This is a genomic window from Streptomyces sp. CA-243310 (assembly GCF_050936775.1).
GTDB lineage: Bacteria > Actinomycetota > Actinomycetes > Streptomycetales > Streptomycetaceae > Streptomyces.
The window spans coordinates 184825-211822 of record NZ_JBNJMF010000002.1 but is presented as its reverse complement, the minus strand read 5'-3'; the positions used below and the strand labels follow the sequence as shown (position 1 = coordinate 211822).

The window sequence follows — 26998 nt, the reverse complement described above, 5'->3', positions numbered from 1 at the left end:
CCGCCAGCCGCCCGGCACACACGTGTGGTTGCGCAGGGGAGGCAGGCGGTCTCGCGACAGCGGTTGTTCGCCGCGCAGGAATCGGTGGCCTGAACCCGCATTCCGTGTTTGGTGTTTGGCCTGTCGGTGGCTGCTGCGAGCATGGGGAGATGACTGACCGTACTGCGTTGATCACTGCCTACTGGGATGCCGCTGCGGCGACCTTTGACGAGGAGCCCGATCACGGGATGAGCGACGGCAACACCCGAGCGGCGTGGGCCCGACTTCTGGGCTCCGTGATGCCTGACAGCCCGGCCGACGTGCTCGACATCGGCTGTGGCACCGGGTCGGTGTCGTTGCTGTTGTCGCAGGCCGGGCACCGGCTGACCGGGGTGGATCTGGCGCCCCGCATGGTGGAACAGGCGCGCGCGAAGTTGCAGACTGCCGGACTGGACGGCCGGTTCTTGGTCGGTGACGCCTTGAGGCTCCCCACGGGGGAGCAGCGGTTCGACGTCGTGTTGTCGCGGCATCTGGTGTGGACCCTGCCGGACCCGGAGGCCGCATTGCGTGAATGGGTGACACGGTTGCGGCCGGGAGGCCGGCTGGTGTTGGTCGAGGGGCGTTGGCGTGAGGCCGGCCAGAGCGACGTTCCGTATGTGGCGGGCGCTGAATCGCTGCCGTGGAACGGCGGAATCGGAGCCGAAGACCTTGCCTCGGCCGTGCGCCCCCTCGTCGCACGCGTGCGAATCGAACCGCTCAGCAACGAGCCGGAGTTGTGGGGTGGTTCGGTGGACGACGAACGGTATGCCCTGATCGCCGACCTGTGAATGGCTGAGGAAGACGGTCCTGCGTAAGCAGCTGTTTCCGTAGGTGGGAGGCGCCGGCCGCCGGACTGGTCGGGGGAGGTTGCTCGGCTGCCGACTGTCACGGTCGCGCCGGGCGGACGGTGCCTCCCGTGCGCCCCGCCCCCGCTCCGTCGGCCGTCCGTTCAAGGGCAGGGCATGCTCATGTAGAGCGCCTGCTCGCCCTCCGACCCGGTGCCTTGGTAGAGGCTGGTGTCCAGGCCGCAGAACGCGAAACCCAGGCGCCGGTAGGCATGGATGGCCGGGGCGTTGACATTGGTCACCTCCAACCAGATCTGCTCGGCGCCCCGTTGCCGGGCGAAGTGCACGGCATGTCCCATCAGTGCCCGGGCGATGCCCCGGCCCCGGTGGCCGGGGGCGACCTCGATGTCCTCGATGGTCAGCCGCCGGTTCCACGGGGAGTAGGAGACGGCGGCGAAGCCGGCGACCCCGCCGTCGGCGGCCACGGCCACGAAAGCACCTCGGTCTTCGTCCTCCTCCTCCGCCCCGTGGCCGTCGTCGTCCTCGGGGAACACCTTGACCAGCGGCGGGTCCACTGCCACCTCACGCAGGGTGAATCCGTCGGCGGCCACGGCCACTTCGAAGACGGTGCTGGTGGTGAAGGAGCCGTCGATGGCAGCGATGGCCTCGGCGTCCTCGGGGCGGGCGGCGCGGAACGCGTACGTCGTGTCGTGGGTCGCGGTCATCACCCGAGGCTATGTCCGGCCTACCCGGATGAGTGCGGGTTTCGGTCTGACTTCGTTGCTCCCGAGCCGGTCAGGCAGAACCGGTCCGTCTTCCCCCGAGCCGGACCCGGCCGGGAGAGGACGGGTCGGCGGGCGGCCCGCCCTGTGCGAACGCGCGCCATGGCCGAGCTGCGGCCCGGCGAGATGCCCGACTCGCTCCACGACCGGAACCTCAGGCCGTGCCCGACCGGGCCGGCAGGTCGTGGGGGGAGTCGAAGACGCTCCCGACCGGCCGCCTGTTCAGCCGGTCTATCCTGGCCTACTGCCGTGCCGGCGGTGCTTCGCACCGGCGTGCACGGTCGTCGTGTGCATCCAGCTCACCCAGGAAAAAGGAACGTCCGTGCACTCTGGTACTCGCCGCCGAGCCGGCGTCCCGTTCGTTGACGGGCGCGAGGTGCCCGGGCGGCCCGTCATACGCGCGGGATGCAAGGGATGACCCACGTCGACATGGGAACGATCACGGTTGAACGTCCCGCGCCCTCCCGGATCGCGGAGGCCCGGCGGCGGCGGATCGCGGGTCTGGGCGTCATGGTCGCGGTCCTCGTGGTCGCAACAGTGGCCTCTCTCGCGGTCGGCGCGCGTGCGCTCGGTCCCGGGGAAGCGTGGCACGGGTTGTTCGCGGGGCCGGACCTCGACCAGAAGGCCTCGGAAGCCCGACTCATCATGCAGACCGTCCGCGTGCCGCGGACGGTGCTCGCGATCGTGGCGGGCATCGCGCTGGGCGTCGGCGGTGCGCTGATCCAGGGATACACGCGCAATCCCATCGCGGACACGGGCCTGCTGGGCGTGAACACCGGAGCCTCGTTCGCCGTCGTGTCGGCGATCTCCCTGTTCGGGCTCACCGATCCGTTCCAGTACGTCTGGTTCGCCTTCGTGGGCGCCGGGCTCGCCGGCGTCGTCGTGTTCGGGCTGTCGAGCATCGGCCGGGGCGCCGGCAATCCGCTGACGCTCGCTCTGGCCGGTCAGGGAGTCACGGTGTTCCTCATGGCGATGACGACGGCGGTCGCGCTGTCGGACAAGGCGGCACTGAACGCGCTGCGGTTCTGGAACGCCGGTTCGGTGGCCGGCGTCGGGTTCGGCGTCATCTGGCCGGTGACCGCGTTCATCGTGGTCGGGCTGGTTCTGGCGCTGGCCACCCTGCCCTCCGTCAACCTGCTCAACCTCGGCGACGACGTGGCCCGCGGACTGGGTGTGAACATCGCCCTGATCCGCACCGTCGGCATCGTCGCCATCACCCTGCTGGCGGGCGCGGCCACGGCGGCGTGCGGCCCCATCGCGTTCCTCGGACTGATGGTGGCGCACGTGGCCCGGTACCTCGCCGGACCCGATTACCGTTGGCTGGTGCCGTACGCGGGTCTGCTCGGCGCTGCCGTCCTTCTGATCTGCGACATCGTGGGGCGCGTCGTGGTGCGGCCGGGTGAGCTGGACGCGGGAGTCCTCGTCGCTCTCCTCGGCGCCCCGTTCTTCGCGATCCTGGTGTGGCGGGGAAAGTTCAAGAGCGCATGAACGTGACAGTGGTGAAGCGGACGGTGGCGCCGGGCGTGCGGCTCGGCCGGGTCTCTTTCGTATGGCGGCCCCGGATCGTGCTGGTCACACTGGCGCTGATGGCGGCGACCTTCCTGGTGTTCTGCCTGTCCATCGCCCTGGGGGACTTCCCCCTCGGACTGCCGCAGGTGGTTGCCACGCTCTTCGGCGGGGGCGAGCAGGTCGACCAGTTCGTGATCATGGACTTGCGCATGCCGCGGGCCCTGGCCGGACTCGTCGTGGGCGTCGCGCTGGGGATGTCCGGGGCGATCACGCAGTCCATCGCGCGCAATCCGCTGGCCAGTCCGGACATCCTGGGAATCACCGGAGGCGCCGGTACGGTCGCGGTCCTGCTGGTGACGGTGTCGGGCGGAGCCGGCGCGGCGGTCGTCAGCTCCGTGGGTCTGTCGGGAGCGGCGCTCGCGGGCGGCCTCTCCACGGGCCTGCTGGTGTACTTCCTGGCGTGGCGGCGCGGGGTCGACGGCTTCCGGCTCATCCTCATCGGCCTCTGTGTGAGCGCCGTGATGGAGGCGATCACGACCTGGCTGCTGGTCACCGCGGACATCCGGGACGTGGCGAGGGCCCAGGCGTGGCTGGTCGGCTCCTTGGACAACCGGTCATGGGACGAGGTGTGGGTCGCTCTCTGGGGCACGATGATCCTCGCCGTCGTCGTGACGTGCGTCGCCTTCCAGTTCAAGCCGCTGCACTTCGGCGACGACGTGGCGGCCGGCCTCGGCGTCCGTTACTCGCTGGTGCGGGCCGTCCTGCTGCTCTGTGCGGTGCTCCTGGCCGGCTTCGCGGTGAGCGCGGCGGGGCCGGTTCCGTTCGTCGCCATGGTGGCGCCGCAGGTGGCGATCCGTCTGACGAAGTGCCCCACACCGCCGCTGGTGGCGTCCGCCGTGGTGGGGGCCCTGCTGCTGATCGGATCGGACCTGGTCGCCCGCACGGTACTGCCCGTCACCCTGCCCGTCGGCGTGATCACCGCCGCGATCGGCGGACCCTTCCTCATCCACCTCCTGGTGCGGGCGAACCGCCGCTAGGTGATAGAAAGGTTAGGCAAGCCTAAATAAGGGGGGGGTCATGGTTGTTCAGTACGTCGCCGGGGTCGAGTCCGGGGTCGAAGGCGTTCCGCGCCTGGCGGCCAAGGGCGTCACGGTCGGGTACGGCGATCGGACCGTCATCGACGCGCTGGACGTGACGATCCCGCAGGGTGTGGTGACCACCATTATCGGCCCCAACGGCTGTGGCAAATCAACCCTGTTGAGGACCCTTTCGCGACTGCTCAAGCCGACCAGCGGATCGGTGGTGCTGGACGGTGAGGACATCGCCCGGCTCCGGACCAGGGACGTGGCGAAGAAGCTCGGCCTGCTGCCGCAGGCGCCGGTGGCCCCGGAGGGGCTCACGGTGGCCGACCTCGTGGCCAGGGGCCGCCATCCGCACCAGAGTTGGCTGCGGCAGTGGTCCTCGGACGACGCCGACGTCGTGGAGCGCGCGCTGGCCATGACCGGGGTGGCCGACCTGGCCGACCGCCCCGTCGACGCGCTGTCCGGGGGGCAGCGGCAACGGGTCTGGATCTCGATGACCCTCGCTCAGGGCACCGACCTGCTGCTGCTCGACGAGCCCACGACCTACCTCGACCTGGCGCACGCCGTCGACGTGCTCGACCTGGTCGACGACCTGCACGAGTCGGGATGCACGGTGGTCATGGTGCTGCACGACCTCAACCTGGCCGCGCGCTACAGCGACAACCTGATCGTGATGAAGGCGGGTTCGGTCCTGGCGCAGGGCCACCCGCGCGACGTGCTGAGCGCCGAACTGCTGCTGGAGGCGTTCGGTCTGCGTGCCATGGTGATCGAGGATCCGGTGGGCGACCGGCCGCTCGTCGTGCCCATCGGCCGGACCCATGTCCACGGGGCGGGCAACCCAAACCGGAACGCGGCGACTTAGGCTAGGCTCACCTCACTTCCCCGGGGCGCGGTCCGCCTGCCCGTACACGGGGCCGCAGCGGACAGCACGAAAGCAAGGGACTACAGGATGCTCCTCGACCGAACGACACGTACCAAGCCCTGGCAGCGGCTGGCGGCAGGCGTGTCCGCCGCGGCTCTCGGCGTAGGCCTCCTTGCCGGATGCGGTTCCGACTCGGCGGACAAGGACAAGAAGGACGACGGCGCCAACGCCCCCGCCGCCGGTGCGTTCCCGGTCACCGTGGAGCACGCGTTCGGATCCACCGAGGTCAAGAAGGCCCCTCAGCGGGTCGTGTCCGTCGGCTACACCGACGACCAGAACATCCTCGCGTTCGGCATCAAGCCGGTCGGCATGGTCGACCAGTACCCGAACCCGGCCGGCCAGAGCCCCGACATCAACACCCAGTGGCCCTGGGTGAAGGACAAGTGGGGCGACACCAAGCCCGAGGTCATCATGAACAACGGTGACAACGGCCCCAACTTCGAGAAGATCGCCGCCCTGCGCCCCGACCTGATCATCGCGGTCTACTCCGAGATCGACAAGGCCGCCTACGACAAAGCTCTCGAAGATAGCCCCGACGGTCGGCCGCACGAAGACCGAGAAGGAGCCGTTCAGCGCACCGTGGCAGGACAACGCCCTCCACATCGCCAAGGCGCTCGGCAAGGCCGATGAGGGCAAGGCCATGGTCCGGGGCATCCAGGACAAGCTCGCCTCGGTCAAGAAGGCGCACCCGGAGTTCGCCGGCCAGACCGCCGTCTCGCTGTCCTGGTACAAGAACGCGGTCAATCCCTTCACCACCACCGACGTGCGCGGTCAGCTCCTGACCGGCATGGGCTTCAAGGGCCAGACCGAGATCGACAAGATCGCGGGCACCGGCTTCTCCACCGCGCTCTCCCCGGAGCGCATGGACCTCGTCGACGTCGACCGCGTCTTCGTCATCAACGACAAGGCCGACACGGACGCGCTGAAGAAGTTCGACCTCTTCGCCAACCTGAAGGTCACCAAGGCCAACAAGGTGTCCTACCTGCTCGACAGCGAGGGCCCGGCGGCCGGTGCGGCCATGTCGCAGGCCACCCTGCCCTCCCTTCCCTTCGCGATCGACGAGCTTGTCAAGTCGGTCGGCCAGGTGTGAGCACCACGCGGACTCGGATCGCCCCGGCCACCCTGCGTACGACGACCGGACGTGAAGCAGCACGATGGGTGGCGGCCAACTGCCGCACCATGCCCTGGCTGACGTCCGCCGCCGTACTCGGCACGGTGGCCGGGGCGGCTCTCCAGATGCTTCCCGTGCTGCTGCTCGGCCGGGTGGTCGACGCCGTGGTCGGGGGCGAACCGCGTTCGGTCCTGGTCACCATCGGGGTGTGGATGGTGGCCGCCGCGCTGCTTGGCGCGGCGGCCACCGCGGTCTCGGCCTACCTGATCGGGCGGCTCGGCGCCGACCTGCTCGCGCAACTGCGCGAAGGCGCCGTCCGGGCCGTACTGGGCATGCCCAGCGCCCGGGTCGAGCAGGTGGGCCGCGGCGACGTCCTCTCCCGGGTCGGCGACGATGTCGCCGTCCTGTCCAAGGGGATCCGTTCCGCCATCCCCACCGTGTTCTCCGCGGGAGTGCTCGTGGCCATCGCCACGGTCGGCATGTTCGGGCTCGACTGGAGGCTCGGTCTGGCGGGTGCCTGTGCGCTGCCGACCTACGCGCTGGCCCTGCGCTGGTACCTCCCCCGCTCCGCCCCGCTCTACCGCAAGCAGCGAATCGCCCAGGCCGACCGGGCACAAGCCCTGATCAGCGGCCTGAACGGCATCGAGACGGTACGGGCGCACCGCCTGGAAGGGGCCTTCCGCGAGAAGGTCTCCGACGACTCGCGGCGGGTACGGGACCTCGGAGTCGAGGTGTTCCACCTCTTCGGCCGGTTCGTCGGCCGGGAGAACCGCGCGGAGTTCATCGGCCTGACCCTGATCCTCGTGGTGGGCTACGCCCTGCTGGAGACCGGATCCGCCACGCTCGGCGAGGTGTCGGCCGCTCCGCTGGTGTTCCACCGCCTGTTCACACCGCTGGGCGCGATCATGTTCACGTTCGACGAGGCCCAGAAGTCCGGCGCGAGCCTGACGCGCCTCGTCGGAGTGCTGGCGGAGTCCTCGGAGGAACGTCGGTTGGTGGGCGACTCCACCGCCGTGCGCGGGGACGACGCGTCGCACCCGGTCACGGTGCGGGGGCTGACCTTCGGTTACCCCGACGCCGAGGAACCGGTTCTGCGGGACGTCAGCCTGACGATCCCGGCGGGCGGCTCGCTGGCCCTGGTCGGCGCGACGGGCGCGGGCAAGACCACTCTGGCCGCGCTCATCGCCGGTATCGGCACCCCGCAAGCCGGGTCGGTGCGGGTCGGTTCGACCGATCTCGCCGATCTGGACGAGGCCGGCGCGAGGGCGCTGGTGAGCATCCTGACCCAGGAGACCCACGTGTTCTCCGGGCCGCTCGCCGACGACCTGCGGCTGGCCGCACCGAAGGCCACCGATCACGAACTGCTCACCGCGCTGCGTACCGTGGGCGCGGACGAGTGGGTCGAAGCGCTGCCCGAGGGGCTTTACACCGACGTCGGCGAGGGCGGCGCGAGGTTGGACGGGACCCAGGTCGCCCAGATCGCGCTGGCGCGGCTGGTGTTGGGCCGGACCCCCGTGGTGGTGCTCGACGAGTCGACGGCGGAGGCGGGCAGCGAGGGCGCCGCCGAGCTGGAAAGGGCCGTACTCGCCGCCTGCTCCGGCCGGACCACGCTGTTGGTGGCGCACCGGCTGACCCAGGCGGTGGCGGCCGACCGGATCGCCGTGCTGGACGCCGGACGCGTCGTGGAGCAGGGAACGCACGAGGAGCTGGTGGCCCTGGGCGGTCGCTACGCCCGGCTCTGGCGGGCCTGGCGAGACGGCGGTTAGATACACCCGATCCCGGGCCGTCCGACCTTCGGCCCCGCGTTCACCATCCATGATCTGCTCGCCCGCGAACCCTCGAAGCGATGACCCGCACCTTGATGACACCTGCTGACGTCCGGAAGTCCCGCCGCGCGGGATACGACATCCTCCGCACCGCCGTACGCCGCAACGTCGGCGCCATGGTCTGGGGCACCGTCCTCATGAGCCTGTACCAGGCCGGCGAGACCGCCTTCCCCATCGCGCTCGGCCTGATCATCGAGCACGCCATGGACGGGGAGCGGAGCCCTGGCGCGCTCGCCTTGTCGATCGTGGCCCTCGCCGTGATCATCACGATCGTCTCGCTGTCGTGGCGGTTCGGCATGCGCATCCTGCAGAAGGCCAACACGACCGAGGCCCACCGCTGGAGGGTGCGGGTCTCGGCCTGTGGCCTCCAGCCGGTGGCCCGGGACGTCGACCTCAAGTCCGGTGAGCTGCTCACCATCGCCACCGAGGACGCCGACCAGACCGCCGACATCGTCGAGGTCGTGCCGATGCTGATCAGCTCCATGGTCTCGGTGCTGATCGCCGCGGTCGCGCTGGGCATGGCCGACCTGCGACTCGGCCTGTTGGTCATGATCGGAGCGGTCGCCATCCTGTCGACCCTCAGCGTGCTGTCCAAACGGATCGGCAGCAGCACCAAGGAACAGCAGGCCCGGGTGGCGCGGGCGGGCGCGAAGGTCGCCGACCTGATCACCGGCCTGCGCCCGCTGCACGGCTTCGGCGGCAACCAGGCGGCCTTCCGTTCCTACCGGAAGGTCAGCACGGAGGCGAAGCAGCAGGCGATCACCGTCGCCCGCGTGAACGGCGTCTACGCGGGCACGGCCCTGGGCCTGAACGCGACCCTCGCGACCGCGGTGACCCTGACGGCGGGTTGGCTGGCCCTCGACGGGCAGATCGGCATCGGTGCGCTGGTCATGGCGGTGGGCCTGGCGCAGTTCATCATGGAGCCGCTGCGGCTGTTCTCGGACATGCCCAAGTACGTGATGATGGCGCGCGCTTCGGCGGAGCGGATGGCCCTGGTCCTGTCCGCCCCGCAGGTCGCGGTCTCCGGGACGGCGCGTCCGGCCCCCGGCGGGGACCTGGAGGTCGACTGCGTCCGGTACCAGTCCCTCCAGGGGCTGAAGTTCCGGGTTCCGGCGGGCGAGTTCACGGCGATCACGGCCTACCAGCCACGGGCGGCGGCCGAACTCGCTTCGATCCTGGCCGTGAACGTGGCGCCGTCCGAGTACGAGGGAGCGGTGCGGCTCGGCGGACAGGACCTCGCGGATCTGTCGGTCGAGGCGGTCCGCGAGCACATCCTGGTGAACCCGTACGACGGGGAGATCTTCGCGGGAACCCTCCGCACGAACATCGACCCCTCCGGCACCAGCCGGACGGTGTCCGAAGCCGTCGAGGCGTCCATGCTGACCGACGTCGTCGCCCAGCACCGGGAGGGACTCGACCACGAGGTCCGTGACCGCGGTGCGAACCTCTCGGGAGGGCAGCGCCAGCGGCTGTCGCTGGCCCGTGCCCTGGCCGCCGACTCCGACGTGCTCGTCCTGCGGGACCCGACGACGGCCGTGGACGCGGTCACCGAGCAGCTCGTCGCACGCAACGTCGCGGAGCTGCGCCGGGGCCGAACCACCGTCGTCATCACCAGCAGCCCGGCCCTGCTGGACGTGGCCGACAGGGTGCTCGTCCTGGACGACGGGGTCGTCACGGCCGAGGGCACCCACCGCGACCTGCTCGCCACCGACGCGACGTACTCCCTGGCGGTGACCCGGTGACCCGGTGACCCGGTGACCCGGCGAACCCGGTGATCCGTTGATGCCCGCTTTTTCGTCCCCTTGACGATATGCGTCCGCCTCGTTATCGTCTCACTGACGAAATGAAGGGGGTTAGCCATGGCCGACATCACCCGGCGCTTCGGCTGGCGTCATCTGCGCTCCGCGCCCACCACCCACATCCGCCACCACAAGCGCGGCCGACTCGCGCACGACGGGCGGGGGCTCAGTTTCTGGTACCGGTCGCTGTCGGCGGCGCTTTCCGAAGTGCCGGTCGACGACCGGGAACTGGCCATGGCGTTCCACGCCCGTACCTCCGACTTCCAGGACGTCGCGGTGCAGGCCACCGTCACCTACCGGATCAGCGACCCGGCCGAGGCCGCGGACCGACTCGACTTCTCCGTCGACCCGGACACCGGGAGCTGGCGCGGAGCGCCCCTGGAGCAGATCGCCACTCTCCTCACCGAGACCGCCCAGCAGCACGCGCTGGACGTACTGGCCCGCACCCCGCTGGCCGTCGCCTTGGTGGACGGCGTCGCCTCCGTCCGGGAACGGGTCGCCACCGGTCTCGCCGACGAGCCCAGGCTCCCGGCCACCGGTATCGACGTGGTGGCCGTGCGGGTCGTGGCGATCCGCCCCGAGGCCGACGTGGAGCGCGCCCTGCGCACCCCGGCCCGCGAGCAGATACAGCAGGAGGCTGACCGGGCCACCTACGAACGGCGTGCCGTCGCCGTCGAGCGTGAACGCGCCATCGCCGAGAACGAGCTGGCAAGCCAGATCGAACTGGCACGACGCGAGGAGCAACTGATCGACCAGCGCGGCACCAACACCCGTCGCGAGGCCGAGGAGAAGGCGGCGGCGGACGGCATCCAAACCGAGACCGAGGCGGCCCGGAAGGTCACGCTGGCCCGCGCGGACGCCGAGGCGGCCCGCGAGACGGGAGCCGCGCGCGCCGAGGTCCAGGCAGCCTGGCTGCGCGTGCACGGCGAAGCCGGCACGGGCACGCTGCACGCCCTGGCGGCGACCCGGCTGGCGGAGAACCTGCCGCGGATCGAGAGCATCACGCTCTCTCCCGACGTCCTCACCGGCCTCCTCACCAGGCTCGGACGTCCGGAAGGCGGCGCGGGCGCGTGAGCCTGGCCCCGCGGGCGGTGCTCGTGCACCGCAGGACCGAGTACGAGGAGTTGCTCGCCCGGCACGGGACGCACGGGCAGGCCGCGTTCTTCCTCTCCAGCCGGGGCCGGTCGATCGACGAGGTGGTCCGCCGCCACGACCGCACGCGGCTGGCGCTGCGGGAGGTGGCGGCCGCGGTACCGCTCACCTGGCGCAGCTCCCGGGTGGAGCGGGCTGACCTGGACCGCTTCCTGTTCGCACCGGAGGACGTGGTGGTCGTGGTCGGCCAGGACGGCCTGGTCGCCAACACCGCGAAATATCTGCGCGGGCAGCCGGTGGTGGGCATCGACACCGACCCGGGGCGCAACCCGGGGGTCCTGGTCCGTCACCGCTGCGCCGACGCGGCCGCCCTGCTGCGGGCGGCGACCGCAGCAGGGGGCGGGGCAGAGGAGCTGACCATGGTCGAGGCCGTCGCCGACGACACCCAGCGCCTTCTCGCCCTGAACGAGATCTACCTGGGCCCGCCAGGTCACCAGACGGCCCGCTACCGCCTGGGCGCCGACGGCGAGACGGGTCCGGGCGAGGCCCAGGCGTCCTCCGGGGTGCTGGTGGGCACCGGCACGGGCGCCACCGGCTGGCTGCGATCCCTGTGGCTGGAGCGCGGCAGCCGCGCGGGGCTGCCCGCACCGTGCGACCCGCGGCTCCTGTGGTTCGTCCGCGAGGCCTGGCCCTCTCCCACGACCGGAACGACGAAGGTCGCCGGTGAGTTGGGGCGGGGGCAGGAGCTGCGGCTGACCGTGGAATCGGACCGGATGGTGGTCTTCGGCGACGGGATGGAGAGCGACACCCTGGAACTGACCTGGGGCCAGAGCGTACGACTGGGCATCGCGGGAACGTCACTGCGCCTGGTGACGTGAGCGCACTGCCCGACGGCCTGCCGCCACCGCGCGGCCCCACGGGCGCCACCGCGGACCCACGGGAGGACAACGCGCCACGGGTTCTGTGGCAGGGTTCTCCGGCAACCGTGACCGGTCGGATCCGTCCGGTCTCCGGGGCCGGATGCGCCGGTCCCCGGGGTCGTGATCACGAACCCGATACGGCGCACGCGAGAGCCGATTCATGGCGCCGCCGAGCCGCTTCCGGGTGCTCTGCGACGAGGTGCGCCCGCTCGGCGCGTTCCTCGACTTTCCGGGGACGGGCCTCGGGTGCGGCATTGACCCTGTCGGATGCCGCCTTGCCACTCCACCGCGCGGTTACCTTCAGCTGGTCCGTGAGGTGATCCGAAAGCGCGGTCTAGCGCGGCTCGTGGGCCGCCTCGCGGCATGCGCCGTTCGCGGCGCCGCCCGGGACACCGGCGGAGGCGAGACCGTTCACGCACCCTTGTACGTCTCCCGACACACCACGAGTGCAGGCGGTCGTGACGGCGTCCGTGACCTGGACGCCCGTTCTCTCGGCAGTCTTCGTACAGGCCGGGATGTCCGCGGGTGCGGCGTGGGCGGCCACGGCCCCGCCGCCGAGTGTGAGGGCCAGACCGGCGAGGACGCCTGCGGTACGGATCGACGCGCGCATGCGACGCACCTGCTCTCCGGGGCTCGGGGTACCGGCCCGGCGGGGCCGGCCCATTCCTCCCCCTTCGACGCTAGACCAGCCCCACGCCCCCCGCACCCGAGGGCACGGGGATCCGACCGCCCCGGGCGGCCCGGGCGGAAGTCCGGCCCCGTGGTGGAGGGCGTTCGAAGCCGCAGAGGAGAGGGGCGAGGGCGTACTCGGACGCGGACTGATCGTCCGCGATGCGCGGGTGGCGCCGGTAACGCGGGTAACGCGGGTAACGCGGGACCAGCGGGTACGGCTTCTGCGGACGACGCGGGTTCTTGAAGTCCGGCCCCGGGAGCCTTGGATGCGAACCAGCCTCGCGGGACGACGGTCCTCCGGATACGCGGTGAGGTGGCAACGCACGCTCGAACGACACCCGGTCAGCAGGCAACGCCCGTGCTACAAGCCCCGCCAAGGTCGGCTCATGTCCTCCTCGACACGGGCGTATCGAGTGTCGAGGCCACCGCACGGAAGACGTATGCCGTCATCGGGGCGGCAACCGGTCCTGCGCCCAGACGGGCCGTCATCTCCGCGACGACCGTGGCCAGGACGGCCGGCTCGTCTCCGCGCTCCTCTACGGCCGCGCGCACCGGCGTCCCGGTGAGGAACCCGGTGGCAAGGTCCACGGCCGACGCGGCCCGGCCCTCCAACGTCAGTTCCTGCTCCTCCTCCACGGCGAACCCGGCCGCCGCAAGGTCAGCGGCCACGACGGCGGGGTCGCAGTAGCCGTGCGGGACCGTGGGGAGGAACCGTGGCGGGTCGGCCGGGAAGGCCCGCTCCAGTCCGGCCTGGACCGCGGAGCCGAAGGCGTGTGTGCTGAGCGGGCCCCAGGTGTTGAACAGGAACCGGCCGCCCGGGGCCAGCACCCGACGAGCCTCGGTGAAGGCCCCGACCCTGTCGGGGAAGAACATCACGCCGAACTGGCAGACCACCAGGTCGAAGCATCCGTCCGGGAACGGCAGCCGCTGCGCGTCGGCCTGTTGCCACACCGCGCCCGGGGCGCGGACCGACCCGAGGGCGATCATGGCCCCGTTCAGGTCGGTGGCCGTCACCTCGACCGACGGCGCCGTCGCGAGCAGGTGCGACGTCAAAGCACCCGTACCCGCAGCCAGTTCCAGGATCCGCCGGGGGTGGAGTGCCGCCGCTCGCGCGGCCAGATCCGTGGCGAAGGGCTGGAAGAGCACCGGTACCAGGTACTGCTCGTAGGCCGCCGGCATGGATTCGGACCACCGTCGGTCGGCATCGCTTCCCGTCATGGTCGCCACGGTAACGCCGTCTCTGGTGACCCCCGCCCCGCCGCGCCGTGGGGCCTCCTCAGCGCATACGGCGGCGGTCGAAGAGCATGGCCCCTGCTCGCCGAGGCCTGGGACGGTGGAGCGAGTTGGTTGACGGCCACCTGGCTGGAGCCCGTCGAAGCCGCGCCGAGGAGGGTGCTGTGAGCTGCCTCGTCACTCGAATCGTGACAGTGCAGCTCGGCGAACGACGGGTTCCCCACCGGCGGCGCGAGGTGCCCCTGCCACCGCCCTCGGCATCAGGCCTGATCCGCGGCGCGCAGCGCCCGCGTGTCGATGATCCGCTTGCGCTCGGCGGCGGAAAGCCGCGCCAACCGGTCCATCAGCGCTGTCTCCTCGGCGGTCGAACCCCGCTTCGCAACGGTGGACAGGACGGCCCGGCGGTGGAGGCGTCAGCGCATGCCGCCGGAAGCGAGGATGACGTCCCCGGTGATCCAGCGCGCGTCGTCGGAAGCCAGGAAGGCCACGAGCGGACCGTAGTCGTCCGGGGTGCCTGTGCGGCCCAGGGGGGTAGTGGCAATCGCCTGTGCCTCCTGATCCGACCCGACGTATCCCAGGGCCCTGGTGCCCTCGGTGTCCGACGGCCCGGGCATGATCGCGTTGACTCGGATGCCGCGCGGGCCCAGTTCCTTGGACGCAACGATGGTGAAGGCGTTGACGGCACTCTTGGACGCAACGTAAAGCGAGGCGTATGGAGGGTGGGTGACCGTGCCGGCCGTCGAGACGTTGATGATCGACGCGGCGTCGATGTCGTCCTGAGCGGCCAGGGCCTGCGTGGTCAGGATGGTGCCCAGCAGGTTCGTGTTCATCTCGCGGTGGAACTCGTCCTCGGTGATGCCCGACACCGGCGCGAACGTGACGACGGCCGCGTTGTTCACGAGCACGTCGACCGGACCGTACACCTCGCGTGCCCGGTCGAAGAGGCGACGCACGTCGTCGCTGCCGGCTACGTCCGCCTGGACCGCGATGGCCCGGCCGCCCTTGGCGGTGATGTCCGCGACGACCTGCTCGGCGCCCTTCGCATCCTCCCGGTAGTTCACCACGACGGCTGCGCCGGTCTCGGCCAGCGCCTTGGCGATTCCCGCGCCCAGTCCCTTCGACGCGCCGGTGACGATCGCCGTACGTGCTTTGTTGCTGCTCACAGTGGCTCCCTGAGACGTTGGTGCTTGCAGTAGTCACCGTAGGAAACTCAATTACCGCTGGGAAGTACGTACTTATTTGTAAGCTCCTTTCATGATGGAAACAGAGCAGGTCGCGGCAGCCGCCAGGCTCCTGGCCTACGACACCTTCGACAACAAGTGCCCACTCAGGCCGATCATGGATCAGACGACGAGCCGCTGGGCAACGCTGATCATGTCGGCCCTCATCGCAGGCCCGCACCGGTTCGCCCAACTGCATGCACGAGTCGGTGGCATCAGCCAGAAGATGCTCTCGCAGAACCTCAAGGCACTGGCCCGGGCCGGGCTTGTCGCCCGCCATGTCGCGCCCACCACCCCGCCCCAGGTCACCTACAGTCTGACGGAACTCGGTGTCAGCCTGGCGGGACCGCTGACCGATCTCATCCGATGGTTCGGCGAACACGGAGACGAGCTCCTCGCCGCTCAGAAGCACTACGACAGCCAGTAGGCGTCACCGCTCAGCGGTGGGTCGAAGGCGTGTCACTGCTCTTCCGCCGAGCGAGCACGGGCTTGCTCGGCGTGGGCGCGACCATCCGGAGCGCGGACGTTGGCCTTGACGGCGTCCTGGATCGGCGTGGAGCCGGTGTTGAGTTCGAGGATCTGTCGACTGATGTGTGGCTCGTGCAGGAGCTGGGCGAGGGTGGACACGACGTCGGCGCGGGGGATCCGGCCGTGGAACTCGGCCGGGCCGAGGGAGACGGTGCCCATGCCGGGGTCGTCGGTGAGCAGGGACGGGCGGAGGATCAGCCAGTCCAGGTCGCTGCGGCTGAGGGCGATGTCGGCTTGCTTCTTCACGGTGAAGTAGTACTCGACCTCGTCGTCGAGGTCGCGCTCGCGCCAGGACTCGGGGAGCACGGAGACCAGGGCGAGGCGCCGGATGCCCGCGTGGCGGGTCGCCTCGATCGCCTGGGTGACGCCGTCGCCGTCGATCGCCTTCGTGATCCGTGCACTGCCGCCGTTTGATCCGGCGGTGAAGACGACGGCGTCGGCATGGCCGAAGGCGTCCGCCAGTTCCGTCACCGACAGATCGGTGAGGTCCCCGACCACGGCGCGGATGCCCTGTGTGGCGAGGTCTGTCCGCTGTTCGTCGCGGCGCACGAGGCCGTGGACGGTGTCGCCCCTGGCGAGAAGCTCCTGCGCGAGCAGGCGGCCGATCTTGCCCGTGATGCCGATGATGAAGACGTCCACTGCGAGGACTCCCTTGGTCTCCGGGGCGGTGATCGGCCTTTTGCCCCGGATGGGCCGGGTTAACAGCCGTCCACCTTCGCGGGTCGCCCGGCAGGCGTGGCTTCGCGCTCGGCGTGTACGCGGCGCTCGCGCCCTGGGAGCTGTCGGCTCCGTACGCCATGGGGTCCGGCGGGTTCGCGGCGTTCGTCGTCCGTCTTTCGACCCGCCTCGGTCGCGTCCGTCCTCCGCCTCGACGATCAGCGTGCGTCCGTGTGCCGCCGCACGGCCGGCAACCGTTCCCCGTGCCGTCACCTGGACCCCGCATCGTCGCCGGACAGACCGATTGACAGACCGTTCCACTTCGCTCCCGGGGATGTCCATTCCATGACCGCACCGCTTGCGCAGCCCGAAGAACCCCCGAACCTGCCCGCACCCGCGCGCTTGGACGAGGTGAAGGGATGGTTCTGGCCGGCCGACCAGATCCTCTTCGACTGGTTCCTGAGCCGCCAGAACGCCGACCCGGCGGGTGGCGGGGACCTCCTGGAACTCGGCGCCTACCTGGGCAAGAGCGCCATCTTCCTCGGCGAATACCTCAAGGAGGGTGAGGAGTTCACGGTCTGCGACCTCTTCGACTCCCCGGCCGAGGACGACAACAACGACGACGAGATGCGACGCTCGTACGCCACGCTGACGCGCCGGGCATTCGAGGCCAACTACCGAGCGTTCCACGATGAGTTGCCTACGGTGGTGCAGGCGGTGACTGCGGTCCTCCCCGACCGTGTCCGGCCCGCCTCCTGCCGCTTCGTTCACGTGGACGCCTCCCACCTGTACGCGCACGTGCGCACGGACGTGGACACCTCACGACTGCTCGCCGCCCCCGGAGCGGTCGTCGTCTTCGACGACTTCAGGGCGGAGCACTGCCCGGGCGTCGCGGCGGCCGTCTGGGGGCCGTCGACGCGCGGCGGTTGCACGTCCTGTGCATCACCCGGCACAAGATGTACGCGACGTGGGACGACCCCGAACCGCTGCGCACGGAACTGGCCGCGTTCCTGGCCGGCCGCGATGACCTGTGGCACGGGGTGGAGGAGGTCGCCGGCGCGCCCCTGATGAGGATCACGGGCCAGAAGGCGGTTCCCCCGCCGCACCCCCGCTCCCGCCACGAGACGGCCGCCCCCGGCCCGGCCGAGGAGCCGGTTCCCGCCCCCGTGGCAGTACCGTCGCGCCGCACCCCGCCCCGGCGGAGTCCGCTGGCCCGCCGCCTGGCCAGGGACATCCTTCCCCCGGCGCTGACCCGCACGGTGCGCCGCTGGCTCTAGGGTCTGTCGTCGAAGTCTCGCCTGGCCCGCGGTGGGGGCCCGCGGCGGGCCATACCGGCGTCACTTCGACGACAGGGCCCAGGCACCGTGGGCGTGTACCTGCGGAGTGACCGGCGGGCTCGCCCCGACCGGGGCCGACTCCTTCCGGCATCACGGCGCATTGGTGAAGGCGCGGCGGTAGGCGCGGGGCGGTACTCCCCGGCGGCGCACGAACTGTTCGCGCAGGACGGCCGCGCTTCCGTACCCGACGCGACGGGCGATCTCCTCGACCGGCAGGCTCGTGGTCTCCAGGAGTTCCTCGGCGGTGCTCAGGCGCAGGTTCCGCAGCCAGGCGTGGGGGGTGGTGCCGGTCGCGGCGGTGAAGCGGCGGGCGAAGGAGCGTTTGCTCATCAGGGCACGCCCGGACAGTTCGGTGACGGGAAGCGGCTGGTGGAGGTTCTCGCGGGCCCACGCGAGTACGTCGGCGAGTCGTTCGTCTCCGGATCCTTCGGGGGCGGGGGCGGCCAGGTACTGTGCCTGCCCTCCGTCGCGGTGGGAGGGCAACACGATGTCGCGGGCGACGGCGTTGGCCGTAGCGGCTCCGTGTTCCCGCCTGAGCAGGTGCAGGCAGAGGTCGAAACCGGCGGCGGCTCCCGCGCCCGTGATGACGCGGCCTTCGTCGATGTACAGGGCGTCGGGTTCGACGGTGACTTCGGGGTGACGGTCGGCGAGCAGTTGCGCGAACCTCCAGTGCGTGGTGGCCCGTCGGCCGTCGAGCAGACCGGCGGCGGCGAGCGCGAAGGCGCCGACACAGTGGGCCGCGACCAGTGAGCCGCGCTCGTGCGCGGCCGACAGCGCATCGAGTACCGCAGGAGCGGGCGGGGTGCGAAAGTCGGCCCACGGCAGGGCGATCACCAGATCGGCCGAGGCGAGCCGGTCCAGGCCGTGCGTGAGGGTGAGTGGCACACCGAGGTCGGTGGGGACCGGCCCGGGACGGTCGGTGCACAGGGCGAAGTCGAAGCCGGGCAGTGTGTCGCCGTGCGGGCCGAAGACCTCGGTGACGATGCCGACCGCGAGCATGCCGACTCCGGGCGGTGTGTACGCGGCGACACTTGTGAAGGGGGGCATCCACCCAGTCTGGCACCAATCCTGCGATCGGTGGCAGATGTGCCACTCGTGAGCAGCCCTCCCGCCCGGAAATATTGAGGCCATGACAGACGCACCGCTCGGCCGCAGCGCCAAGTACACGATCCTGACCACCGGTTACACCCTGTCCACCGGCCCGGGAGTAGCCGCCACGGTCTCCTACGTCACCGACGGCGAGCACCACGTGATCGTCGACCCCGGCATGGTGGCCGGCCGTGATCGGATCCTTGGCCCCCTGGCCGATCTGGGCCTCGCCCCGGACGACATCACCGATGTGATCCTCAGTCACCACCACCCGGACAACACCATGAACGTCGGCCTGTTCGGTCAGGCCCGCGTGCACGACCACAAGGCCGTCTACCGTGACGACCAGTGGACCGACCGCGACGCGGAAGGCCACGAACTCACCCCCTCGCTCAAGCTGATCCGCACCCCGGGGCACAGCGCCGAGGACATCACCCTGCTGGTCGGCACGGAGTCCGGTGTCACCGCGTTCGTGGGCGACCTGTGGTGGCGCCCCAACGGGCCGGTGGACGACCCGGTGGCCCCCGACCACGACGTGCTGCTGGCGTCACGACTGCGGGTCCTGGCCGCCGCCGACACCATCGTTCCGGGCCACGGGCCGGCCTTCCCTGCCGACGACACCGCCCCGCGTTAGGCCCTGTCGTCAAGGTGGGCGGGGCCGCCGAGGCTCGTGTCCCGGTATCGGTCCCGACCGGGACCGTAGCCGTACGGTCTTCTCCGTCAACGGCACGGTCTCACCGGCGATCCGAGGTCGGATAGGGATGGTTCAGCCCCGGTCCAGGTCGGTGAACAGCACGTGGTGGTCGGAGTACGGGCTGGGGCGGACGCGGTGCGTGCGCGCGGTGATGCCGCGCAGGAACACGTAGTCGAACTTGCTGTTCCAATCGGTGGTCGCCGTGCAGGTGCCGCCGGTGGCGGTCGAGGGACGGCAGCCGGGGTCCGTGTCCGTGGCCAGGGCCCACATCGGGCCGAGTTCGGGCGCGTGCGACACGGCGTTGAAGTCGCCGAGGACGATCGCGTGGTCGTGACGGGCGACTTCCGCGGCGAGCACCTTCACCTGGCCCGCCCGCACAGGTGCCTGCCGGCGCTCGGCGAGGTGGGTGTTGAAGACGCGGACCGGCCGGCCGCCGACCAGCGTGGTGACGGACAGGTATCCGCGAGCCTCGGAGCCGCCGTCGGGGTACTCGACGCTTACCCGGTCCGTCATCGGCGCCGCCGAGAGGATGGCCTGGCCGAAGCCGCCCGGCCGCCACGGCAGCCCCCCGCAGCGGTTCCAGTTCCGCAGGACCGAGCCGTACGCGACCCGGTAGACCAGCCCGTAGACCTCCTCCAGGTACCTGCGGATCTGCTCGACGTCACGTACGCACGCCTCCTGCAGGCCGATGACCTGCGGCGCGTACGTGGCGATCTCCGTCGCCCGGCCGAAGTTGTGCCCGCCCCCGCACGGATTGCAGATGTTCCACGTGCCGACCCGGCCCGGTACGACTTCCTCGGCGGCGTCGAACGGCAACGGCCTGGCGAGGGGGAGCCCACCGCTCGGTGCGCTGGGGCCGAGCAGCAGCACCATGCAGACCGCGGCCATCACGCCCGCGGCCCACCGCGCGCCCTTTCTCAGCACCATCGCCTCCCCGGAGTGGACGCACATCATCACACGGCGCCCTCGACACACAATCGACGTGCTTCCCGGCCGGTCGATCCGGCATCATCTCGGCATGATCGGCAATCGGATCACCCATCGCACGGCGGACGGCGTCCGCGTACCCGGCACCTGGCGGCACGCGTTCATATGCAACGGCGGCTCCTACTTCCTCACCGACCTCTTCATCTACGCCGACGGCCTCGTCGACTGCTGGGAGCTGGTCACCCTCGACGAGTTCGAGCAGAAGCTCCGCTGCGGGTGGGTGGCCACCAGCCTTCCGGACGGCGGACGCGCCTCCGCGCACGACCTGGCCTCGTGGACGTTCGGTGAACCGTGCGCCTGGCTGACTCCGGAGCTGCTGGTCGCCGAAGTCCGCGACACCATCGACCAGCTCAACGGCCGCCCCGACTCGACCGCCCGCTGCCTCACCGCGGTGGACGTCTTCATGGCGGACCGCACCGAGGACAACCGGGCCGCCGCCCGCGCCGCCTACCTGGCCGTCCCCGAGACCGTGCGGCACTACGCGCTCGGCGACATGGACCGCAAGGACCACCCCCTTCGGGTGCTGGTGGCCGGGCCCGGCGGCCGGACGCCGGACGAGCGCGGGGAGACGGTCACGCAGAAGGCGTACGACGAGGCCGTCGCATACTTCGAGGACCGCGAGCAATGGCTCGCGAAGGGGCTTTCACGGGTGCCGGCCGACGGGCCGGCCGAGTCCTTCGCCCCCGCGGTCAAGATCTACCACTCGTATCCGCAGCGCGCGCTCGAAGACCCGGGCAAGCAGGCCCTGCGCAACGACTACCCCGCCCCGATCACCGTGGGGCACGTCACCTACCCGTCGGTGGCCCACGCCTACTGGGCCCGGTCCGTCGCCGAACCGGAGGACCGAACCGCGGTCGTGGCGGCGGAGTCGGGCGCGAAGGCCCGTACGGTCGCTGCCGCGGCGCCGCGGCGCGAAGGCTGGGAGCAGGCCCGGACGGCGGTCATGGCCGGTCTACTGCGCGCCAAGTACGAGCAGCACCCCGACCTCGCGGCGATCCTGCTCGCCACCGGTGACGCGACCGTGCTCTACGACGACGCCGACTCGGGCTTCTGGGGCGAGAACGGGGGCAGGGGCCGCAACTGGACGGGCCGCCTCCTGGAACTCGTCCGTTCCCAACTGCTCGCCCGACAGACCCTCATCGACTGACGTGGTGCTCACCCGGCGGACCCCCGAACCGGCGGCTCACGGGATCGCACCGGCGAGCGTCTCGGTGGCGGGGGCCTGTTCGTGTGGGAGAGCAGCGACGAGTCCGTACGGAGAGCCTGCGGGGACACCGTCGGGCACGGATGCCGAAACGGCGATCGGCGCACACGGCATCGCCGTTCCCGATCGAGCCCGCACGCCGGGGGAGAGCCGGGGACGCCGACCACTGGCGGCGGGACATCGCGAAGGCGCCGCCGAAGCCGGCGGTGACGAGACCGTCACCCCGCGGGCCTCCAAGTGGGGGAGGACCTCCCACTTGGAGGCACGCGAGGCCCGGAAGTGACCCTCCGCCCCACGCCCTTGACCGGCCGCGACGCCGAGCGGATCCGTGAACGCAGAGTTCACCGGCCGCCCAGGCGAAGCCACCGAATGGCCGCCGGTGGAGCTTCGGGCGCCCTTGGGGAAGGGCGCCCCTCGCTCCCTCAACCCCTCAGGGCGCCCACGGACCGAGCACGTCCTTCATCGCATCCGTCATCGCGAGCTGCAGCAGCGGGCCGTATGTGATCCGGCCGACGCCGAGGCGGCGGAAGCGCTCGAGATCGTGCTTGACGGGATGGGCGGTGGAGTTCACGGGAACGGCGACGGCGCCGATCACCGCTGCGAGGAGGTCATCGTTGTCCTGGATGGCCACCGGGTAGACGCTGTCGGCGCCGGCCTGCTCCATGGCCCGCAGTCGCTCGATCGCCTCGTCGAGGACGCCGGAGGCATCCTCCGTGTGCAGGAACAGGTCTGTGCGCCCGTTGATCCAGACCGGGATCCCCGCGTCGTCAGCCGCCGCGCGCAGGCCGGCGATGTAGTTCGCGTGTTCCTGTGTGCTGCGTACGCGTCCGCCGTCCGAGTGGACGGTGTCCTCGATGTTGAGGCCGACGCCGCCGACCTCGGTGAGTCCGGCGATGAGATCCGCGGGCTTCTGTCCGTACCCGGCTTCCAGGTCCACGGACACGGGGACGTCGACCGCCGCGATGATCGGCCTGACGGCGGCGAGCACCTCCTCGAAGGTCTGCCCCTCGTTGTCCTCGGCCCCCCGGGAGTTGGCGAGCGGATGACTGCCGACCGTCAGCGCGGGGAACCCGGCGTCGGCTGCCGTGCGCGCGGACCAGACGTCCCAGACGGTGGGCAGCACAAGGGGCCTGTACTCGGCGTGCAATTGCTTGAGGCGTTGAGCACGCTCAACAGCGGTGCGAAAGTCCATGTCGAGGACGCTACCCCCGGATCGCCCCAAACAACGTGCCGGCGGGGCGCGGTCCGGTGACGGAAAGGTGCACCCCCGGTTCCCCGCCGAGCCGGGGGGCGTACGGCGACCGGCGGCGTGGGGCGGCGATCCGCGATCCCGCCGTCGGGGCACCGCCGGCCGCAAGGCTTGACCGCCGTCATGGGCGAAACGCCCGCGGCGTGATCCGCCGCAAGTCCTCGACCGCACGGCCGAACGGGCCCGTTGAGGAGACGGACTCAGGCGAAGCGTGCGCTGTGTACCGGACCAGGGGAGTTGATCCGATGGCGCGGGCCCGTCGCCCACCGGGCGGTCGCCCGGACGGCGAACGCGGTGAAGGCCTCGTCGGAGTCGGGCGGGGATTGTCCGTCGCCCTCCTGCGGGGTCGGGTCGGCCGCCAGGATCGCCTCGGCCAGGTCATCGGCCGAGCGCTCGTCGGCCTCCGTCTGTTCCACCTCGCCGTTCTCCACGACCGACAGGCGCGACTCCCAGGGAGCCACCACGTGCTGCACCAGCAGGGTGGAGACATCAGCGGTGGCGAAGGGCGGGTCGGTCCAACAGGTGGCGTGTTCGAAGAGCAGTTCGCCTTCCGCCCGATCGCGCAGCGCGACGACCGACTCGGGTTCGCAGGCGTTCAGGTCGTACGCCACCACCAGCACGTTCGGGGTGCCGGGCCGGTAAGGGGCGGCCGGGATGCCGAGCAGCCGGGCCGCCGCGAGGCCCAGCGCCCTGCTGCCCCGGTCCGCGAGCAGTCCGATGGAGGCGGGCTTGCGGCCCGCCGCTCCCAGGACGCTCCGCAGCCGCTCCAGCCCGTACCTGCAGGACTCGAACTCGTCCTGGAGGTACGCCCAGCGGCCGTGCATGCCCTCGTGGAAGCCGTGGGGCGACAAGGTGGTGAGCAGTCCGCCGGTCAGTACGTAGTGCCAGCCGCGCAAGTCCGTGTCGCCCGAGGGCGGCAGGTCCGCGGCGCGGTCGAGCATCCGGCCGACCCGTTGCCCGGGATCCACCCAGATTCCGTCGGGCGCAGAGAGCGCGGCGTACACGGGCCGGGCGATGTCGATCCGACCGCTCATCAGGGCGTTGTAGACCGTCAGGTAGCGACCGGGCCAGTCTTCCAACAGGTCGTCGTGGGCGCGCAGGACGTCCGTCGCCTCGGCATTCCGGTCGGCGGCCTCCAGGGCCGCCACCAACTCCAGCAGTACCCGGCCGGGCGTGAGCTTCGGGTCGGTCCGCTGCGTGGGCTTGCGGCGGAACAGACCGGTGCGCTTCGGCTCGGGCGGCGTCAGGACCAACCCCAGGGCCTCCCGCAGGGCGGGGACGGCCAACGCGGCGAGGCCGCGTTCGACGCAGGCGTAACCGAACACGTAGAGGCTCTCGACCTCCCGAGGCCGGGCGGCCAGCCCGGTCGAAGCCTCGGCCAGGTCCGCGAATCCGGCGCCGTCGGCCAACTTGGCCACCAGCGGGGCGATTTCGGCGGACGCGAGTTCCTCGGCGGCGAACCGCAGGGTCCGCATCGACCCCTGCGGGTCGTCGGACTCGAAGAGCTTCCAGGCCTTGGCGAGTTCGGTGGTCATGTGGCTCCGGTGTTCGTCGGGCATCGGGTCCCGAGGATGATCGCCGGTGCCCCGGGGCGCGGACAAACGAATTTACGGGCTGCCCCGGCCGGGCCGGCCGCAGAGGCCGTGGACCCTTCAGCCCACTCGGTACCGAGCACCATCCGAGGCGGCCGGTTTGTAGATGTTTCGGGTCATTGTCACGGGGAGTGTCGGTCAGGGGATCCCGGTGCCCCGTGGTTCGGTGGGGACCATCCGTGAACCGAACCGCGAGTCAGGGAGACCCCACATGCCCACCAGCCGCAACACCGCACCCGTCATCGCCGCCGCCACCGTCGTCGCCGTCACCTGGGCGGCCCTCACGAGCGCGGGCACCGCGCAGGCCGTGCCATCGGGCGAGGTTCTCGCCCCGTCGGCCTGTCGACCGGCCAACCACCTCGCGAAGATCACGCGGGACCGGCCCGACTCCGGGCACGTGCACTTCCGTGTCACGCTCACCGCGCCGAAGGGCTACGCGACGTGCCGCCTCGCCGGCTCCCCGACCGACGTGGCCTTCGCACAACACGGCACACCCCTCGGCATCACCGCCGGGCGGTACGGCGACCAGACGACCTCGGTGACCTTCGGGCCGGGACACCCCGTCCACTTCGACATCCGCGTCCCCGCCGACGGCCGCGGCACCCCGGCCGACGAGGCCTCGTTCACGCTCAGGGCCCCCGGCGGCGAGATCCCCGGTACCTCCGTCGCCGAAGGCCCCTTCGAGGTGACCGCCGGCACCGTCGTCGGACCGATCCGAGAGGGAGCCTGACACTCCGCCGGGGAAGGCGATCCTGCTGCGGTCGTGTACGCGAATCGAGGGCCGGCAACCGTCGGATCCGGGGACCTTGCCTGCGCCATCCAGGCTGCGACGGAGGAGTTCCGCCTGCTGGACGCGGGCTGCGCGAAGGCCGGGAGCGGGGTCGAGACGGTTGCGCGTGGGGGATCCGTGATGGGTTCTGTCTCAATCACCTGCGGCCTGCGGCCTGCGGCCTGCGGCCTGCGAACGGGTTTGCCGAGCCGTGGCCCGGGGGCCCCACGGGGCGGTTGCGACGGTCGCGGGGGAGGTGAGGCCCAATGCCTTGTTGTCCTTGCCGTCCCGCATGTGGTCCAGCCAGCGTTCGTACCAGTGATGGAAGCCCCTCGGGGTACCGTCCGGGGGCTGTCGGTCCATGGTGAACAGCCTGCACTCCTCCAGCGGAAGCAGACCGTAGAAGGGGCCGGCACCGCTTCCCCCGAGTTCGACGAGGAACGTCCGGTAGGCCGGCGGCAGTTCGATACGGTGTTCGCTCTCAAACGCGTCCGCCTGCGCCGAGCCGAGGCGCGAACCAACGCGGAACTGGTGGCGCCAGGCGCCCGCGGAGTGGCTGCGCTGCGGCTGGTAGGGGACCTTCGCAAGCTTGGAGCGTATGCGGGATATGCGGGATATGCGGGAGTCCACGGAGGATCTCTTCATTCGACTGCCGCCACTCTACTGGGCCGCCCGAATGAGACATCTCCCAGTGTGCGGACAACCGTCGAACTGGCTGCCAACCTCCTCGGCCGCCAGCCGGTGGCCAGAAACGGGTCTGCCCGATGCTCAAAGAGGCGGTCTCGATGAGCTGCTCGGCAAGCGAGGCCGCCCTTCCCGCCAATGCCCTGGCCTCGTACTCGACGACCGTGGCTACGGCCATGGCAAGTACCGGCGTCCCGCCCGAGCCCTGGGCGCCATACATTCGCAGATTCCTTCGACACCCCGGACACCCCGGTACTTCACCGCCCCTGTCACCTCATTGGTGAATCCGGTCCTGCGCCGCTCTTCACTGCGGCATGGTCGTCTACGGCGGCGCCCGGCCGGGCCCGCCGACCGGCGGATTCTGGGAAGTGGTGTCGTGGGCGAGCGGGAGACCTGGACGACGGAGGAGTTCGGCACCAGCCACGAGGGCGCGGTCGGAGTGCTCCTCGGCGACGGGAGCGTGCCGCCTCCGGTGTACTTCGACAGCGCGTCCGGAACCAGCGGGCAGAGCGTGTCGCAGTGGAGCGTCTACGACGGCCGGCACCGGCAAGGACCGCGCGCGGGTACGCTGCGCGCCGTGTGCTCCTGCGGCTGGGCCGGCCCCGAACACCCGTTGAACTGGGAGGAGATCGGCGAGACGGAACTGGAAGAGGCCGGCGACGAACAGGCCGACGCGTGCCTGAGGGACTGGGACGGGCACACCGCCCAGGTCGAGGCCACGACCGTTCCCCTGCCCGCGACCATCACCGACCTGTTGCGACGGTTGGAGGAAGAGATCGACAAGCTGACCAAAGACTCCCCGATCGCGGCAGTCCGCGCGACCCGCAGGATGGAGATCACCGCCGAACGGGTCGGCTACTGGGCCGCCCGTAGCACTCGCCACGATCTGAACGCCGCCCGAGCCGCCGCCGCGCTCGGACTCGATGAGAACACCGCACGCAAGACCCTGGCACGCCTCGGCCGCTGGAGCCCGTACAACTGACCATGGGGCCAAGAAGCCGGCTCGCATCGATCAAGCAGTCCGGCGACGGACCCGGACAGTGCCCAGGACCGCCCCGTACGTGGCCGCGGTGGCCACCGTCAGGGGCCCGGTAGGCGCCACGCGACGCCGTGCGACAGGGGGAGCCCCCAGCCGCATCGGGCGTTGCCGGTCACCGTGTTCCGGCCGCCGCACTGCCGGGCAGCCCGGCAGCCCGGCCGGCGGGGGAGCGGCGACACCTCTGGCGGCCGGACGCCT

23 protein-coding genes and 3 pseudogenes are annotated in these 26998 nt (G+C 71.0%); 15 read left to right on the top strand and 11 right to left on the bottom strand.

Annotated features, from left to right (window positions below):
• The first annotated feature begins 149 nt into the window (after window positions 1–149).
• Entirely contained in the window at window positions 150–806 is a 657-nt protein-coding gene (locus ACQEVM_RS18445) for a class I SAM-dependent methyltransferase (RefSeq protein ID WP_433080383.1), read from the top strand.
• 161 nt (window positions 807–967) lie between these two features.
• On the opposite strand, the gene ACQEVM_RS18440 is transcribed toward ACQEVM_RS18445, so the two are convergent.
• Window positions 968–1528: an N-acetyltransferase family protein gene (locus tag ACQEVM_RS18440; protein WP_433080381.1), complete on the bottom strand. Its 561-nt coding sequence runs from the start codon at window positions 1526–1528 to the stop codon at window positions 968–970.
• A gap of 471 nt (window positions 1529–1999) precedes the next feature.
• Here ACQEVM_RS18440 and ACQEVM_RS18435 point away from each other — a divergent pair, with 471 nt between their 5' ends.
• The 8 genes and pseudogenes from ACQEVM_RS18435 (at window position 2000) to ACQEVM_RS18400 (ending at window position 11804) form a co-directional block, all read left to right on the top strand.
• Window positions 2000–3073 carry a FecCD family ABC transporter permease gene (locus ACQEVM_RS18435; RefSeq protein WP_433080379.1) on the top strand — a complete coding sequence of 358 codons (1074 nt, stop codon included), beginning with the start codon at window positions 2000–2002 and terminating at the stop codon, window positions 3071–3073.
• A complete protein-coding gene (locus tag ACQEVM_RS18430; protein ID WP_433080377.1) occupies window positions 3070–4131 on the top strand; it encodes a FecCD family ABC transporter permease in 1062 nt (353 codons plus the stop codon). The genes ACQEVM_RS18435 and ACQEVM_RS18430 overlap by 4 nt, the downstream gene beginning before the upstream one ends.
• Window positions 4132–4171: 40 nt before the next feature.
• On the top strand, window positions 4172–5038 hold the full coding sequence (locus tag ACQEVM_RS18425; protein ID WP_433080375.1) for an ABC transporter ATP-binding protein: 867 nt from the start codon (window positions 4172–4174) through the stop codon (window positions 5036–5038).
• A gap of 87 nt (window positions 5039–5125) precedes the next feature.
• Window positions 5126–6188, top strand: a pseudogene (locus ACQEVM_RS18420) (iron-siderophore ABC transporter substrate-binding protein).
• A complete protein-coding gene (locus ACQEVM_RS18415; protein ID WP_433080373.1) occupies window positions 6185–7975 on the top strand; it encodes an ABC transporter ATP-binding protein in 1791 nt (596 codons plus the stop codon). Before ACQEVM_RS18420 ends, ACQEVM_RS18415 begins: the two are co-directional and overlap by 4 nt.
• An 80-nt stretch (window positions 7976–8055) precedes the next feature.
• Window positions 8056–9777, top strand: coding sequence for an ABC transporter ATP-binding protein (locus ACQEVM_RS18410; protein WP_433080371.1), 1722 nt, complete (start codon window positions 8056–8058; stop codon window positions 9775–9777).
• A gap of 117 nt (window positions 9778–9894) precedes the next feature.
• Complete coding sequence (locus ACQEVM_RS18405) at window positions 9895–10908, top strand: SPFH domain-containing protein (RefSeq protein ID WP_433080369.1); 1014 nt, start codon at window positions 9895–9897, stop codon at window positions 10906–10908.
• A complete protein-coding gene (locus ACQEVM_RS18400; RefSeq protein WP_433080367.1) occupies window positions 10905–11804 on the top strand; it encodes a hypothetical protein in 900 nt (299 codons plus the stop codon). The genes ACQEVM_RS18405 and ACQEVM_RS18400 overlap by 4 nt, the downstream gene beginning before the upstream one ends.
• 376 nt (window positions 11805–12180) lie before the next feature.
• Here ACQEVM_RS18400 and ACQEVM_RS18395 read toward each other — a convergent pair whose 3' ends face one another.
• From ACQEVM_RS18395 to ACQEVM_RS18380, 4 genes and pseudogenes are all read right to left on the bottom strand, one after another.
• Window positions 12181–12456, bottom strand: a complete 276-nt coding sequence (locus tag ACQEVM_RS18395; RefSeq protein ID WP_433080365.1) for a hypothetical protein — start codon at window positions 12454–12456, stop codon at window positions 12181–12183.
• A gap of 446 nt (window positions 12457–12902) precedes the next feature.
• Window positions 12903–13736 carry a class I SAM-dependent methyltransferase gene (locus tag ACQEVM_RS18390; RefSeq protein WP_433080363.1) on the bottom strand — a complete coding sequence of 278 codons (834 nt, stop codon included), beginning with the start codon at window positions 13734–13736 and terminating at the stop codon, window positions 12903–12905.
• A gap of 308 nt (window positions 13737–14044) precedes the next feature.
• Window positions 14045–14152 (bottom strand): annotated as a pseudogene (locus ACQEVM_RS18385) (MerR family transcriptional regulator); the annotation flags it as partial.
• Between the two features lie 12 nt (window positions 14153–14164).
• A complete protein-coding gene (locus ACQEVM_RS18380) occupies window positions 14165–14914 on the bottom strand; it encodes an SDR family NAD(P)-dependent oxidoreductase (protein ID WP_433080361.1) in 750 nt (249 codons plus the stop codon).
• A gap of 91 nt (window positions 14915–15005) precedes the next feature.
• On the opposite strand from ACQEVM_RS18380, the gene ACQEVM_RS18375 reads away from it, so the two are divergent.
• On the top strand, window positions 15006–15398 hold the full coding sequence (locus ACQEVM_RS18375) for a winged helix-turn-helix transcriptional regulator (RefSeq protein WP_433080359.1): 393 nt from the start codon (window positions 15006–15008) through the stop codon (window positions 15396–15398).
• A gap of 32 nt (window positions 15399–15430) precedes the next feature.
• Here ACQEVM_RS18375 and ACQEVM_RS18370 read toward each other — a convergent pair whose 3' ends face one another.
• Window positions 15431–16138 (bottom strand): SDR family oxidoreductase, encoded by a 708-nt coding sequence (locus ACQEVM_RS18370; protein WP_433080357.1) that lies wholly within the window; start codon window positions 16136–16138, stop codon window positions 15431–15433.
• A 363-nt stretch (window positions 16139–16501) separates the two neighbouring features.
• Between ACQEVM_RS18370 and ACQEVM_RS18365 the strand changes: the two are divergent.
• Window positions 16502–17433 (top strand): annotated as a pseudogene (locus ACQEVM_RS18365) (class I SAM-dependent methyltransferase).
• Between the two features lie 150 nt (window positions 17434–17583).
• Here ACQEVM_RS18365 and ACQEVM_RS18360 read toward each other — a convergent pair.
• A complete protein-coding gene (locus tag ACQEVM_RS18360; protein ID WP_433080355.1) occupies window positions 17584–18540 on the bottom strand; it encodes a GlxA family transcriptional regulator in 957 nt (318 codons plus the stop codon).
• A gap of 82 nt (window positions 18541–18622) precedes the next feature.
• On the opposite strand from ACQEVM_RS18360, the gene ACQEVM_RS18355 reads away from it, so the two are divergent.
• The gene (locus ACQEVM_RS18355) at window positions 18623–19216 is read left to right on the top strand and encodes an MBL fold metallo-hydrolase (RefSeq protein ID WP_433080353.1); all 594 of its coding nucleotides are present in this window, start codon (window positions 18623–18625) and stop codon (window positions 19214–19216) included.
• Between the two features lie 132 nt (window positions 19217–19348).
• Here ACQEVM_RS18355 and ACQEVM_RS18350 read toward each other — a convergent pair whose 3' ends face one another.
• A complete protein-coding gene (locus tag ACQEVM_RS18350; RefSeq protein ID WP_433080351.1) occupies window positions 19349–20203 on the bottom strand; it encodes an endonuclease/exonuclease/phosphatase family protein in 855 nt (284 codons plus the stop codon).
• A 91-nt stretch (window positions 20204–20294) separates the two neighbouring features.
• Here ACQEVM_RS18350 and ACQEVM_RS18345 point away from each other — a divergent pair, with 91 nt between their 5' ends.
• Entirely contained in the window at window positions 20295–21410 is a 1116-nt protein-coding gene (locus tag ACQEVM_RS18345; protein ID WP_433080349.1) for an NADAR family protein, read from the top strand.
• A 487-nt stretch (window positions 21411–21897) separates the two neighbouring features.
• Here the strand turns inward: ACQEVM_RS18345 and ACQEVM_RS18340 are convergent, their stop codons facing one another.
• Complete coding sequence (locus ACQEVM_RS18340) at window positions 21898–22659, bottom strand: isocitrate lyase/PEP mutase family protein (protein ID WP_433080347.1); 762 nt, start codon at window positions 22657–22659, stop codon at window positions 21898–21900.
• A gap of 257 nt (window positions 22660–22916) precedes the next feature.
• Window positions 22917–24275: a hypothetical protein gene (locus ACQEVM_RS18335; protein WP_433080345.1), complete on the bottom strand. Its 1359-nt coding sequence runs from the start codon at window positions 24273–24275 to the stop codon at window positions 22917–22919.
• A 244-nt stretch (window positions 24276–24519) separates the two neighbouring features.
• Here ACQEVM_RS18335 and ACQEVM_RS18330 point away from each other — a divergent pair, with 244 nt between their 5' ends.
• The gene (locus ACQEVM_RS18330) at window positions 24520–25038 is read left to right on the top strand and encodes a DUF4232 domain-containing protein (protein ID WP_433080343.1); all 519 of its coding nucleotides are present in this window, start codon (window positions 24520–24522) and stop codon (window positions 25036–25038) included.
• Window positions 25039–25230: 192 nt separating this feature from the next.
• On the opposite strand, the gene ACQEVM_RS18325 is transcribed toward ACQEVM_RS18330, so the two are convergent.
• Window positions 25231–25722, bottom strand: coding sequence for an SMI1/KNR4 family protein (locus ACQEVM_RS18325; protein WP_433080341.1), 492 nt, complete (start codon window positions 25720–25722; stop codon window positions 25231–25233).
• A gap of 415 nt (window positions 25723–26137) precedes the next feature.
• Here ACQEVM_RS18325 and ACQEVM_RS18320 point away from each other — a divergent pair, with 415 nt between their 5' ends.
• On the top strand, window positions 26138–26743 hold the full coding sequence (locus ACQEVM_RS18320) for a hypothetical protein (protein ID WP_433080339.1): 606 nt from the start codon (window positions 26138–26140) through the stop codon (window positions 26741–26743).
• The last annotated feature ends 255 nt before the right edge of the window (window positions 26744–26998 follow it).